The 12,734-nt window shown below is 68.0% G+C and carries 13 protein-coding genes; 7 read left to right on the top strand and 6 right to left on the bottom strand.

From position 1 onward, the window contains the following. Positions 1–4: 4 nt before the first annotated feature. Positions 5–778: a GntR family transcriptional regulator gene (locus AC1DXV_RS07040; protein WP_477933001.1), complete on the bottom strand. Its 774-nt coding sequence runs from the start codon at positions 776–778 to the stop codon at positions 5–7. Positions 779–832: 54 nt separating this feature from the next. Here AC1DXV_RS07040 and uraH point away from each other — a divergent pair, with 54 nt between their 5' ends. From uraH to AC1DXV_RS07025, 3 genes are read left to right on the top strand one after another with little or no spacing between them, the layout of a single operon-like run. Continuing rightward, positions 833–1,186 (top strand): hydroxyisourate hydrolase, encoded by a 354-nt coding sequence (uraH, locus tag AC1DXV_RS07035; protein ID WP_477866555.1) that lies wholly within the window; start codon positions 833–835, stop codon positions 1,184–1,186. A gap of 5 nt (positions 1,187–1,191) precedes the next feature. After that, a complete protein-coding gene (locus AC1DXV_RS07030) occupies positions 1,192–2,382 on the top strand; it encodes a urate hydroxylase PuuD (protein WP_477932999.1) in 1,191 nt (396 codons plus the stop codon). A gap of 8 nt (positions 2,383–2,390) precedes the next feature. Beyond that, positions 2,391–2,927: an RDD family protein gene (locus tag AC1DXV_RS07025; protein WP_477932998.1), complete on the top strand. Its 537-nt coding sequence runs from the start codon at positions 2,391–2,393 to the stop codon at positions 2,925–2,927. Here the strand turns inward: AC1DXV_RS07025 and AC1DXV_RS07020 are convergent. After that, on the bottom strand, positions 2,882–3,823 hold the full coding sequence (locus tag AC1DXV_RS07020) for an AraC-like ligand-binding domain-containing protein (protein ID WP_477868238.1): 942 nt from the start codon (positions 3,821–3,823) through the stop codon (positions 2,882–2,884). The genes AC1DXV_RS07025 and AC1DXV_RS07020 overlap by 46 nt on opposite strands. A 239-nt stretch (positions 3,824–4,062) precedes the next feature. Between AC1DXV_RS07020 and AC1DXV_RS07015 the strand changes: the two genes are divergently transcribed. Beyond that, complete coding sequence (locus AC1DXV_RS07015) at positions 4,063–4,788, top strand: hypothetical protein (RefSeq protein ID WP_477868236.1); 726 nt, start codon at positions 4,063–4,065, stop codon at positions 4,786–4,788. 15 nt (positions 4,789–4,803) lie between these two features. On the opposite strand, the gene AC1DXV_RS07010 is transcribed toward AC1DXV_RS07015, so the two are convergent. Further along, positions 4,804–7,017 (bottom strand): tetratricopeptide repeat protein, encoded by a 2,214-nt coding sequence (locus AC1DXV_RS07010; protein WP_477932996.1) that lies wholly within the window; start codon positions 7,015–7,017, stop codon positions 4,804–4,806. 181 nt (positions 7,018–7,198) lie between these two features. Between AC1DXV_RS07010 and AC1DXV_RS07005 the strand changes: the two genes are divergently transcribed. The 3 genes from AC1DXV_RS07005 (at position 7,199) to AC1DXV_RS06995 (ending at position 10,386) form a co-directional block, all read left to right on the top strand. Further along, a complete protein-coding gene (locus tag AC1DXV_RS07005; RefSeq protein WP_477932994.1) occupies positions 7,199–8,764 on the top strand; it encodes a clostripain-related cysteine peptidase in 1,566 nt (521 codons plus the stop codon). Positions 8,765–8,962: 198 nt separating this feature from the next. Continuing rightward, positions 8,963–9,376, top strand: coding sequence for a hypothetical protein (locus AC1DXV_RS07000; protein WP_477869227.1), 414 nt, complete (start codon positions 8,963–8,965; stop codon positions 9,374–9,376). Between the two features lie 179 nt (positions 9,377–9,555). Continuing rightward, positions 9,556–10,386: an urease accessory protein UreD gene (locus tag AC1DXV_RS06995; protein WP_477869229.1), complete on the top strand. Its 831-nt coding sequence runs from the start codon at positions 9,556–9,558 to the stop codon at positions 10,384–10,386. An 8-nt stretch (positions 10,387–10,394) separates the two neighbouring features. Here the strand turns inward: AC1DXV_RS06995 and AC1DXV_RS06990 are convergent, their stop codons facing one another. From AC1DXV_RS06990 to AC1DXV_RS06980, 3 genes are all read right to left on the bottom strand, one after another. Next, entirely contained in the window at positions 10,395–10,847 is a 453-nt protein-coding gene (locus AC1DXV_RS06990; RefSeq protein ID WP_477932992.1) for a hypothetical protein, read from the bottom strand. Between the two features lie 262 nt (positions 10,848–11,109). Continuing rightward, on the bottom strand, positions 11,110–11,502 hold the full coding sequence (locus AC1DXV_RS06985; protein WP_477869233.1) for a nitrogenase component 1 family protein: 393 nt from the start codon (positions 11,500–11,502) through the stop codon (positions 11,110–11,112). Next, positions 11,490–12,734 (bottom strand): RHS repeat domain-containing protein (locus tag AC1DXV_RS06980; protein ID WP_477932990.1); only part of this gene is annotated, 1,245 nt, incomplete at its 5' end. The genes AC1DXV_RS06985 and AC1DXV_RS06980, both read right to left, overlap by 13 nt.

Here is a 12,734-nt window from a genome sequence, read left to right as displayed (position 1 = left end):
GCGTTCAGGCGGTGGCGTGGGCCGGCGGCGCGCCGGCGAGGTCGGACAAGGGCTGGACACGCGGAGCGAGCCGCAGGTTGCGCTCGACGCTGCGCAGGTGGGCCTGCATCAGTCGCACCGCGGCCCGCGCGTCGCGCCGCTCCAGCGCGTCGACGATGGCCACGTGCTCCTCGAAGGAATGCTCGGCCGAATGCGCCGACTGGTACATCAGCGAGATCAGCGACGAGCGCGACACCAGGTCGGCCAGCAGCTCGGCCAGCACCTCGTTGCCGAGCATGCGCGCGAGCACGACGTGGAAATCGGCCAGCAGCCGCGTGCGGCCGGTGACGTCGGTGCGCAGCACGGCCTCCTGCTCGGCGGCCAGGTGGGTGCGCAACGCGGCCAGCTGCGCCGCATCGAGCTCGCCGGCGGCGCGGCGCACCAGCGCGGCCTCGATCATGTGGCGCACCTCGAACACCTGGCGCGCCTCGTCGACGCTCGGCATCGCGACGCGCGCGCCGCGTGCCGGCTCGAGCGTGATCAGCTTGTCGCGGCTCAGCTGGTTCAGTGCCTGGCGCACCAGCGTGCGCGAGACCTTGAAGAGATCGGCGATCTTCTGCTCGGCGAGCTTGGTGCCGGGCATCAGCCGGCGCTCGACGATCGCGGTGGTGATGGCGTCGACGATGCGCTGCGTGGTGCCGATGTGCTGCGCGCTGCCGCCATCGGCCGCGCCGGCACGCCGCCGGGCCGGGCGGATCTGCTTCAGCGGGGTCGACTTGGGGCTGGCGGCGCGGGGCATGGAGCGGGCGGCTCGGTTGGCTCTCGAAGGCAAAGTGTATACACTTTCCCCACCATGGGAAAACTGACGACGCACGTGCTCGACACGATGAACGGGTGCCCTGCTGCCGGCATGGCGGTGCGGCTCTATCGCCTGGCCGGCACTGCCCCTCAGTTGCTTCGCAGCGTGCAGCTCGATGCCGACGGCCGCGCCGGCGGGCCGCTGCTGGAGGGCGCCGATTTCGTGCCCGGCCGCTACCGGCTGGTGTTCGAGCTGGCCGACTACTTCCGCGCCCGCGGCGTCGCATTGCCCGACCCGCCCTTCCTCGACAGCGTGCCGCTCGACTTCGGCCTGGCCGACACCGGCGCCCACTACCACGTGCCGCTGCTCGCGAGCCCCTGGGCCTATTCCACCTACCGCGGCAGCTGACGCGCATGGAAGCCTATGTGCTGGACTGGCTCAACCTGCTGCTGCGCTGGGCCCATGTGGTCGTCGCGATCGCGTGGATCGGCTCGTCGTTCTACTTCGTCTTCCTCGACAACAGCCTGCTCAGGCCCGAGGCCGCCGACCTGAAGGACAAGGGCGTCGACGGCGAGCTGTGGGCGGTGCACGGCGGCGGCTTCTACAACCCGCAGAAGTACATGGTGGCGCCGAAGTCGCTGCCGGCGCACCTGCACTGGTTCTACTGGGAGAGCTACTCCACCTGGCTGACCGGCTTCGCGCTGTTCACGGTGCTGTACCTGTGGCAGGCGAGCACCTTCCTGATCGACCAACGGGTGCATGCGTGGTCGCCGGCCGGCGCGATCGCAGCGGCGCTGGCCTTCCTCGCGGTGTTCTGGCTCGTCTACGACGGCATCTGCCGCGCATTCGGCCGCGGTGCCCACGGCGACCGCATCGTCGGCGCGGTGGTCGCGGTGGTGGTCGTGGCCGGTGCCTGGCTCGCGTGCCAGCTGTTCGCAGGCCGGGCGGCCTTCCTGCTGGTCGGCGCGATGATGGCGACGGCGATGAGCGCCAACGTGTTCTTCTGGATCATCCCCGGGCAGCGCACCGTGATCGCGCAGATGCGTGCCGGCCAGCCGGTCGATCCGGTACACGGCCAGCGGGCCAAGCAGCGCAGCGTGCACAACACCTACTTCACGCTGCCGGTGCTGGCCGCGATGCTCAGCAACCACTACGGCTTCCTGTACGGCGCGCCGCACAACTGGGCGGTGCTGGTGCTGGTGATGGGGGCCGGCGCGCTGATCCGCCATGCGTTCGTGGTGCGGCACAAGGCGCTGGTGCAGGGCAAGCGGGTGCCGTGGGAGTACGCGGTGGCGGGCACGGTGCTGCTGCTGGGTGTGGCGGTGTGGCTCGCACCCGTGCAAAAGCCGGCGTCGCAGGCCGCGCAGCCCGTCACCTTCGCGCAGGTGCAGCAGGTGGTGGCCACACGCTGCCTGATGTGCCACAACGAGCAGCTCGCGAGCAAGGGCGTGCGGCTCGATTCGCCGCAAGGCATCGCCGCGCATGCGCAGCAGGTCTACCAGCAGGCGGTGGTGCTGAAGCTGATGCCGCTGAACAATGCGACGCAGATCAGCGACGACGAGCGCGCGTTGATCGGGCGGTGGTACGAGGCCGGTGCACGCTAGCATCCGGCATGAGCACCAATCCCTACGCCCCGCCGAAGGCGCCCGTCGCCGACTTCGATGCGAACCCGACGCAGGTGGCGTACGCAGGATTCTGGCGGCGTTCGATCGCCAGCTTCGCCGATACGCTGCTCTTCCTGGCCTTCTTCATCCCGCTGGTCCGGTTCTTCTACGGGTCCGACTACGGGACCCTGAAGCACGTTCCTGCCAGGACCTTCATCGGCGACCCGCTCGAGTTCTTCCTGACCTGGGTCTTCCCGGCCGTGCTCTACATCGGCTGCTGGATGAAGTGGCAGGCGACGCCGGGCAAGATGGCGATGAAGGTGCGGATCGTCGACGCGAATACCGGCCTGCCGCCGACGCTCGGTCAATCCGTCGGCCGCTACCTGGGCTACTACCTCTCGAGCCTCCCGCTGTTCCTCGGCTTCCTGTGGATCGCCTTCGACGCGCGCAAGCAGGGCTGGCACGACAAGCTGGCGGGGACGGTGGTGGTGCGCGACAGTCAGCGCCCGGCCGTGGCACGCAACTCGCGCGCCGACACACCGTAGGCGGCCCGGAACACCTTGCTGAAGTGACTGGGGTCCTCGAAGCCCCAGTGGCGGGCGATCTCGGCGATCGGCCGCGTCGCCATCGCCGGGGCCTCCAGGTCACGCCGGCACATCGCCAGGCGGCGGTCGCGGATGAAGCCACTCACCGTTTCGCCGGAGCCTTCGAACAGCTTGTGCACGTTGCGCTCGCTCATGCGGAAGCGGCGCGCCAGCATCGCCACGCCGAGCGACGGCTCGGCCAGGTGCCGTTCGATGTGGCGCTGCAGCTGCTCGCGCACCAGCTGCCGCAAGCCCGGCGCCGGCTGCTCGCCCAGGCACAGGCCCAGCAGGTCGAGCGCCCCGCCCAGTGCCACCTGCCGCCCGGTCGCGGGAAGCTCGCCGAAGCGCCGCATCAGCAGCTGGAAATGCTCGACGAACAAGGCGCCCGCGCCGTGCCGGCCGTCCATCGGCCGCCCGATCAGGTCGCGCACCCGTGGCAGGCGGCGCAGCAACTCGGCCTCGGGCACCAGCATCGACATCTGGCGCAGGTCGTCGCTGGTCCTGAAGGCCATCGGCCGCGTGCTGTCCCAGAGCGTGAACATGCCGGCGCCCAGCTGCAGTTCGCGGTCGTCGTCGAAGCGCAGCGTTTCGGTGCCCTGCGCGACCATCACGACGCTCAGCCATGCACTGTCGTCGCGGGCGATCTGCCGCCGCTCGCGCATACCGCTCACCGTCGCCGCGGACGTGCAGTCGGTCAGCCGCACGCCGCCCAGCCGGTGCTGGCGCATGAAGGCGGGGAAGCGGTCGCAGGCGATCTTCGGGATGTCCCAGCTCAGGTGCGCATCGACGATCACCTCGCGCCACGCGTCGAACTGCCGCCGCGGTGGCAGGCCATCCGTCGTCCAGGTCTCTGGCACGGAAGTGTGGGTGGGGGCAGACGCATTCATCGCGCGCCAGCTTATCGAGGGGGTCGGCGCCTTGCATGCCGAATCCTTGATCAAGGCATGACGGCGGCGCGCCTGTATCGTTGGCGAGACACCGTGGTCTGCCGCCGCACCCCCGCTGGTCCGGGCGCGAACACCGTGGGGCCACCCAGCCCCGCCGCGGCCGCCCTCGCATAGCCTGCAGGGCCCCAAAGCAGTACCCCTCCTCGACCATGACTTCTTCGCGATTCACGAATCTCCTGCGTGCCACCCCGCTGTGCGCCCTGCTGTTGAGCGCGTGCGGCGGCGGCAGCGACGGCGATGCGGCCACGGCGCCGGCCGCCGCCGCGACCCCCTCGGCCTTCGCCAGCTGCTTCGAGATCACAGCCGGCGTGGCCTACACCACGACCGATGCGGGCGGCACGCCCGACGGCGTCCTGCTGACCCGCGAGGCCTTCGAAGGCAGCGTGCGCAACACCGGCGTGAGCTTCGTGGATGCGACGCAGGTCCGCAGCGTGGCCACCTACTGGTCGCAGGAGGCGAACGGCATCCGCCTGTGGGGCGACATCGACTACGACAACGCCGGCGCTCCGGAGCGCAAGGTCGTCTTCTCCGACGGCGCCCTGCTGCCGCTCGCGCCGCAGGTGGGGCAGGCCATGGCCCTCGGCTACACCGTCACGATCACGCCCCTGAGCCCCTCGGCGGGCAGCCAGGTCGGAACCCAGGCGGTCCAGGAAACCTGGACCTTCGAAGGCTTCGAGACGCTGACGCTGGGCGGCCGGACCTTCACCGACAGCTGCCGCCTGCGCCGGCTGGCGGCCGATGCGGCCGCCAACGGCGACGGCCCGTCCACGCTCTGGTTCGCGAAGGGCTTCGGCAACATCCGCGCCCGCCACACCGACAGCGCCGGTGCCGTGCTGGAGGAAACCGAGCTGCAGACCATCACCGCCTCGCCCTGAACCACGAAGGGGGCGTCAGCCCGGCAGCACGTAGCGCGTGCTGGGCCCCTTGCCGGTCTGTTCCAGCAGACCGCGTTCCGTCAGCGCCACCAGGTGCTTGGACGCGGTCGCCAACCCCACGCCGCACACCTGCGCATAGATGCTCTTCTGGATCGACCCGACACGGAACAGGTGATCCAGCACCGCGATGCGCCGCTGCTCCTGCAGCAGCTCGCCGGCCTCGCGCTCCCACTGCGTGGACAGTTGCTGCTCGCGCGTCAACTCGCGGTTGAAGGTGCTGCGCAGCTGCTCGAACTCGGCGGCGAAGCCGTCGCCCAGGCCGTGCTTCTGGATCAGCTGCAGCGCCGCCTCGCGCTCCTTCGACGACATCGCGAGGTAGGCGTTCGCGATGGCCAGCCGGGCGCGCACATGGGCCTCGGCCCCCATCGGAACGGCCAGCACCGCACGGTGGCGCTGGATCTGTGCCATCTCGTCGAAGTGGGCCGCGAACTCCTCGGGCAGCAGGCGGTCGTAGGGCGCGCCGTCGCGCGGGCCGAGGATCTCGGTCTTCAGATTGCGCGTGGCCTCGAGGTGGGCCGGATCGTGGTCGCCCGGCGAGACCTTCAGCGCCGCGGCCGCATGCGCATCGCCCAGGCGCTCGTCATCGGGCTGCGCGTCGAGCTGGTAGCGCTTGTAGTGCGCCTCGGCCAGGTTGTAGTGCGCGCGGCGCACGTGCAGGCTCAGGCCGGCCTGCTCGCCCATCGCGAGGGCCTGCCGGTATTCGGCGATCGCCTCGCCGTAGCGGCCCTGCCAGAAGTAGGTCGCGCCGAGGTTCAGGTGCGTGCTGGTCAGCGTTTCCGGTTCGATCGGAACGCTGCCGGCCATCCCGAGGATGCGCTGCGAATAGGCGATCGCGCTGTCGAAGTCCTTCGCGTCGCCGTAGATCAGGCTGAGGTTGGCGTAGGTCTTCAGCACCGACAGCCGGTCGCCCTCGCGCTCGAAGATGTTCAACGCGCGGTGCTTGTGCTCGAGCGCCCGACGCAGGTCGCCGGCCCGGCGCCAGTACTCGCCCCAGGTCTGCTCCAGCATGCCGACCGTGGCCGGCGACAGCGAGGGATCGCGGCGCAACGGCTCCGCCCGGTCGAGCACGGCGCGCGAGCGTGGGTCGTTGCGCAGCACGTAGAGCCAGGCGAGCTTGACGAGCGTGGACAGGTACTCCTCGGCGACCGCCGCGCCCGGCGGGCGGTCTTCCTCCAGGCCCGCGCGGCGCAGGAACTCCGCGCTGTCCTCGTAGCACGCGAAGGCACGGTCGGCATCGCGCGGCTCATAGAACTTGCCGAGCGCGCCATAGACGATGCCCAGCATCAGGGCGTCGCCGCACCCGTTGGCGAGCCGCAGCGCCTGCTCATAGGCCTGGCGCTCGCGATCGCCGGCATCGCGGATGCGCCACAACCCCGCCTGCGCCAGCAGCAGGTCGAAGCGTTGCCGCGCATCCAGCGTGCCGGCGGCCACCAGCGCGATCAATGCATCGGTCTCCGCATCGTCGGCCACGTCGACCCGGGAGCGCTGCAACAACTCGATGAAGGCCACGGGCTCGTTCGCCTGGTGCAGGTGCCACAGCGCCGACAGCGTGTCCCGTTGCGCGAGCGCCAGCGCCGATTGCTGCCGGTGCCAGCCGGCCAGCGCCACGGGTGACGCGGGTTCCAGGCGAGGAAGCAGCTCGCGCAGCACCATGTGCCGCAACGCGATGCGCCGCTCGCCGGCTGCGGGCCGCTCCAGCAGCGCCTCGGCCGCGAGGCGCTTGCCCTTCTCGAGATAGCGGTAGAAGGTGCTCGGCCCGATCGCCCACAGCCCGCAGAGGTTCTCGCTGGCCGCCTCGTCGGCATGGCGGCGGTAGCGCTGCCGGAAATCGGGCACCGGCTCGAAACCGTAGTGGCACATCAGGGCCAGCATCGGCCGCCAGCTCGTGCGATCCACCCACGCCGCGGCATCGATGCCGGAGAGCCCGGACGCCTGGTCGGGGCGCAGCTGCGAGACGACCCAGCGCAGCCACAGCGCGGTCGCCTCGACCAGCGCGCGGCCGCGCGGCAACGCATCGCCGGCGGCCCCGAGCACCGGCTGCAGGAAGCGCCTGACGAACCAGCGGGTGGCCTTCGGCCGGCGACGCAGCCAGTCGTCGAGCGTGCCGGTCTTGTGGGCGGCCAGCGCCTGCCCCAGCAGGGTTTCCACCGTGCCGGCCGACAGCAGCAACGTTGCGGCACCTGGGCCGCCCTGCAAGTTAGGGGGATGGTTCGCCATGGATCCGGTGCATCGTCTCGCGATCGTCCGGACCGCGACGGATTTGCGCGGTCTGCCATGCCTGGGCATGCGAGCGCGCGACGGTTAGTGTATCGACGCGATTTCGCACCCATCGCCTCATCGAGGAACCGTCATGCCCCTGCCCCGTCTTCTTGCTTCCGATCCGACCACCTCGTCCGCGACCGACGGCGTCGCGCTGGTCGTCCTCGCGCCGTTCGGCGGCGACGCCGTGCTGAGCGGGTTCCCCGACGGAACCTCGCGCGACCTGTCGCAGCACCCGTTGATGAGGGCCTTGCCGAAGATCGCCGCCAGCGGCGTGCACGTCACCGCGCTGATCGACCTGGCCGACGACGATTCGTACCTCGTGGAGATTGCCGCGCTGCAGCCGGCCGACGTGGTCGTCACCTCGCGCTGGAAGCAGGACATGACCTCGCCGAACACGCTGGCCGGCCTGCTGCGCCAGGCGCACCAGGCCCACCCCGCCGCCGCGCTGGTGCTCGCGCTGGAGGGCCATGGCGCCGGGTTCCTGCCCGAGATCGATCGCAGCAAGCTGACGGCCCACAACATCACCGGCGGCGGCGCCTTCGAGTGGCACCTCAGCGAATCGGGCGGCACGCCGGTGCTGCCGCAAGGCTCGCCGGTGCTGCCCCAGGGGTCCCCGGTGCTGCCGCAAGGCTCGCCGGTGCTGCCGGTCAGCCAGATGCCGCTGTCCACCTGGGGCCTCGGCAACGCGCTGAAGCAGGCCCAGGACGCCGGCGTGCCCAAGCTCGCCGCGATCCATTTCAACAACTGCTTCAACATGTCGGTCGAGGTGCTGCACACGGTGGCGCCCTACGCCGACTACGCGACCGGCTACGAGAACTACAACTTCTTCACCGCCGGCGCGGCCTACCCTGCCGTGTTCCAGAAACTGGCGGCGGCCGGCAGCGCCACCGCGCAGCAGCTCGCGCAGTGGTTCGCCGACGGCAACAAGGACATCCTCGCCGCGAAGGGCAACCACCCGACCGTCGGCTGCGTCGTGCAACTCGGCCGGCTGCAGGCGATCGTCGAGCGCATCGACGACCTGGCCGATGCGCTGCTCGCCGCGCTGCGCACCTCGACGCCGGCGCAGCGCCCGGCCATCGTGCAGAAGATCCGCGCCGCGATCCGCCGCGCGCAGCAGTTCGACACCAACGCCAACATGGACCTGGAGACGCCGGACGAGCTGACCGACATCGACAGCCTGGCCACCGAGCTGCTGGCCACCGACTTCGCGCCGTTCAAGGTGCAGCAGGCGGCGGCCGGGCTGCGCGATGCGCTGAAGGACATCAAGCGCTACGGCGCCGTCGATGCGCCGTGGACGGCCCCCGGCGCACTGTGGGACTTCTCGGCGAAGAACCTCGCGATGAACATCTTCCTGCCCGACCCGCTGCTGCTCGGCCTGTGGGACTGGCGCTCGCCGTACTACCTCGACGTGAACCCCGATCCGACGCTGCCGCGCGTGCAGCCGCACATCATCGACTTCGTGAAGGTCACCGACTGGGTCGACTTCATCGTCGAGTACCACAAGGGCCAGCCGTTCAAGGGCCTGCTGCCGGCAGCGATCCCCGAGTTCCCGGTGTTCAACGCGCGCTACGAGCCGCCGAAAGGCCGCCAGCCCGACCCCTGCGGTGACGGGGACATCATCCCCAAGGGAGAGGACAAACCGCGCCGCGCCTGATCCCTCCGCCCTCTCCCACCGAACCCCTGCGAGGCCCGTCCTCCCAGGGGTTTTTTGCGTCCGGGCGTGCATCGTCTCGTGATCGTCTCGCGCCCGGGGAGATCGGGCGGCACACGGGCGTGTCAATGGGAAGGCGAGGCCGATGGAATGCGGTCCATGGATTCCTCCACCGCATCCCATCCTCCTCAGGAGACGCCCATGAAGTGGTACCTGTCCGTCCTTGGCGCGCTGGCCGTCTGGCGCCTCACCCACCTGCTGCACGTGCAAGCCGGCCCGCGCCGCGTGCTGGAGAACTTGCGGCGCTGGGCCGGCGAGGGCTCGTCRCTCGCCTGCTTCTACTGCCTGAGCCTGTGGGTCTCGGTGCCGGTCGCGCTGGTGATCGGGCAGGACTGGCTCGAGCAGGTGCTGCTGTGGCTCGCGTTGTCGACCACCGCGATCGCACTCGACCTGCTGCTCGACCTGATCAGCCGCAGCACCGCGCCGCCGGCCCACCTGCAGCTGCTGACGCCGTCGCAGATGGCGCAGGCGATGGCGGCCCGCTACTTCGACGAGCAGGCCGCGGATGAAACGCCGGAGCCGCTGTTCACGCGCGGCCCGGCGCGGACCCACTGAGCGGAGGCCTGCATGCTGCCGTCGATCAAACGCCGCCTGGCCGCGCTCGGGCCGGTTGCCATCCCGTTCGCCGACACCACGCCGGGCATCTGGCTGCTGGAGACGCAACGGCCGGTGCCGGCCAAGGAAGCCGCGGCCGCCCCTACACTGCACGCGCCCCGCATCAACACCCCGAGCCCATGGCCTGGAACGGTCGCCTGCAACTCCACTACCGCCACGACGCCGGCCGCTGCGTCGTCCACGACCGACACAGCGGGCCGCTGCGCATCCTGCAAAGCCTCTACCCCGAAGGCCCCGGGATCTGCCACAACGTGCTGGTGCACCCGCCTGGCGGCATCGTCGGCGGGGATGTGCTGGCGATAGAAGCCACGCTCGACGCCGGCGCCCACGCGCTGATCACGACGCCGGGCGCGACGCGCTTCTACCGCAGCCTCGGCGAGACCGCGGTGCAGAGCCTGACGGCCCGCGTGGCCGGTGGTGCACGCCTGGAATGGCTGCCGCTGGAGACGCTGTGCTACCGGCGCACGCTGGCCGAGAACCGCATGCGCTTCGAGCTGGAACCCGGTGCCGAGATGATCGGCTGGGACGTGCTGGCGCTCGGGCTGCCGGCCAGCGGCGAGCTGTTCGACGCGGGCCGCTACACGCAGCAGATCGAGCTGCCGGGCGTGTGGCTGGAACGGGGGACGGTCGATGGCGAGGATCGGCTGCTGCTCGATTCGCCGGTGGGCTTTGCGGGGCACAGCGTGCTCGCGACGATGTGGTTCGCGGGTGGCTCTGCCTTGGCGGGCGCGCGGCGCGAGGCGCTGATCGATGCGGCGCGCGAGCAGCTCGAGGCGCACGCGCTGCGCGCCACCGCCGGTGCGACGTCGCCGCATGACGAGCTGGTCATGCTGCGCGTGCTGGCGCATCGCGTCGAGCCGGCGATGGAATTGCTGACGAGTGTGTGGAAACGCTGGCGGGATGTCGCGTGGGGCTTGCCGGCGCAGGTGCCGCGGGTATGGCGGACGTAGTCGGGACTTCAGCCCTTTGGACTCGTCGGCTGCTTCGAAAGTATGGGTGGCTTGGCCCTGCCGCGTCGCTCTGATGCTGCACCCATCACTATCGAAAACATCTGGGTTGGAGACATTTCGGAGCTATAAACCTCCGGATGATTGGAAATGAATTCAACCACGTAGCGCTTCGCTTCTGACAGATCGAGTTGCCTGTCGAGTCTGAGAATCGGATCAACGCGCAAGTATGTTCCGGCAAAGCCGGGACGCCATCCAAAGATTCCCGCGCGCCCCATGGTGCGGACATCAACGACTCTGAACAGATCCAAGTTGGAATCCAGGATCTTGACTGTATGGAGACTACCTTGTTGCAGGTAATCCGTCTTTGCCGTACGCAGCGGCTCAATGCTTTGAAGATGCCATGCCCATCTTTGATCATGACCCCAAGCTGGCCAACGAGGCTGTGGACTATTGGCATTCACAGTCATCTTCCTTGTGGTTTGGCGCCGGAACGGCCGTGCCTGCGCCAATCTCCAAACCCTTTGCCCATCCTGGCGTTCCTTGCCACCAGCGCATGAAAGCGCCAGACCTTGCTCCGCCGGGCGCGTTCCCGTGAATCAGTTCGTGAGTCGACCTCGGAATRGGATTGAGATTCCATGGCTGACTTTTTATTGCATCGGGCACCCTATTTTTCGATAGCGCTGTTTTGCTCAATGGCCCCTCAAAAACCATCCGCGGCCAAAACTAATGCCCTGCGCAACTTCTGAAGCCGACAAAAACCACTACCACCACAACCGGCAATATCCATATCGCCGCTGATACAGCGACCTTCTTCAGATTCAATGACTCCATCCAATCGATTTGCTTGGTGGCAAGCTCAACTCTCTCGATCGGCAAGCTTACCGAGCCAGATTCCTCAATTTCTCTTCCTAGTCTTTGCAGCTCCTCCCACGACGCCGATACGTCTTCATTACCAAATTCATTGGACTGGACTATGAAATTCGTGGATAAGACCAGACTTTGCGCCTTCTCGACACGAGAGGTCGGATGCCTACCGCAGTTTGCACATACGTCGAGGAAGCCAATCTTCGGACTTCCGCAGTGAAAGCAAATGGCTGAAAAAGTCATTTTCTGCACTCACATTCTTCCGTGGCTGCATCAGCAAGTTGCTTGCCGGCAACGAAGCCGGCGCCGGCCGTCAATGGAATCATTGACGACACTGCGCGTCTTGCCCACCCTTGGGCGATCGGATTCATCCAGCCCCCCATTCCTATTGCATGATTCAGCGCAGCAGGAATTTCCACAAGATTCAATCCTGAGTTTGCCATTCCGCGCACTAGCGGCCCCGCCACTTTGGCTCTGGCTTGCGAAATCAGCCAGTGATCCAAATTACCGACGCCATACCACTGATTGAAGGCTCCGCCCATCATTCTCCAGTACGGCCCAGAGAAAGCTCGAAAATTGGAATTAAAGAATGTCTTCGCGAGCAAGCCATTCGCTGCGTACCTACCCACGATGCCTAGCCCTGCGCTGGACACTGCGGCAACACCCACCTGCGCCAAGTTCACACACTTCAGATTCCCGCCGTTTTCATAGAGTTGCACTGCTAGGTCTATGGCACCGCCAACTACTGCTGCAATGCACCAAGGGCATTCGCCTGTCGGGTCAACAAAGCTGAGCGGGTTACCCTCGACGTAGGCATAGGTGTTGATGCCGCCTTGTAGCCCAATCGGGTCACTTTGCTGGTAGGAACCTCCATGAGGGGTGTAGAACCGGAAGTGGTTGTACCAAAGCCCGCTCTCCGCATCCGCATACTGCCCCGGGAAGCGCAGGTTCTGTGTGAAGGTCCCGAGCCCATCGGGATTCGTCTCCGGCGCCGTCGTGCCGAACGGCTCGGCCAGCCAGCGCCAGCGCTTGGCTCCAGTCTGATCGACGACGATGCGCGGCGCATTCAGGTGATCGGCGTGGATGTAGTAGATGAGCGGCGGGCCGCTCGCGTTGCCCGGGTCCGGCGTGAACATCGCCACCGGGATGTTGTCCAGCCATACGTATTCGCGCAGCGCCTTGCCGGTCTGGTCGTATTCCCCGAGCAACTGGCCTTCGAGGTCGTACACAAAGATCACCGTCTCACCCGTGCTCGTCACCTTGCGGATGCGTCGGCGCTCGGCGTCGTAGTCGTAGCTGCCGGTCACACCCGCCTTCGTGATGCTCGCGATCGAGCCGTTCAGCCCGTAGACCGCCATGTAGTTCGTGCTGTCGCTGGTCGTGTTGCCGGCGTTGTCGTAGCCGAAGCTGCGGGCCGGGTTCGTGATGCTCGTCAGCCGGTTGCTCGTCGCCTCGGTCGTGTAGGTGCTCGGGCTACCGTTCAG

This window comes from Rhizobacter sp. P3_C12, assembly GCF_056402735.1.
The sequence above is the reverse complement of the archived record's forward strand: the minus strand, read 5'-3'. Positions and strand labels throughout refer to the sequence as shown.

What these genes read in the sequence shown, in the direction of transcription:
- AC1DXV_RS07040 (WP_477933001.1), bottom strand. Translation starts at nt 778, where the DNA reads ATGCCCCGCGCCGCCAGCCCCAAGTCGACCCCGCTGAAGCAGATCCGC.
- uraH (WP_477866555.1), top strand. Translation starts at nt 833, where the DNA reads ATGGGAAAACTGACGACGCACGTGCTCGACACGATGAACGGGTGCCCT.
- AC1DXV_RS07030 (WP_477932999.1), top strand. Translation starts at nt 1,192, where the DNA reads ATGGAAGCCTATGTGCTGGACTGGCTCAACCTGCTGCTGCGCTGGGCC.
- AC1DXV_RS07025 (WP_477932998.1), top strand. Translation starts at nt 2,391, where the DNA reads ATGAGCACCAATCCCTACGCCCCGCCGAAGGCGCCCGTCGCCGACTTC.
- AC1DXV_RS07015 (WP_477868236.1), top strand. Translation starts at nt 4,063, where the DNA reads ATGACTTCTTCGCGATTCACGAATCTCCTGCGTGCCACCCCGCTGTGC.
- AC1DXV_RS07005 (WP_477932994.1), top strand. Translation starts at nt 7,199, where the DNA reads ATGCCCCTGCCCCGTCTTCTTGCTTCCGATCCGACCACCTCGTCCGCG.
- AC1DXV_RS06995 (WP_477869229.1), top strand. Translation starts at nt 9,556, where the DNA reads ATGGCCTGGAACGGTCGCCTGCAACTCCACTACCGCCACGACGCCGGC.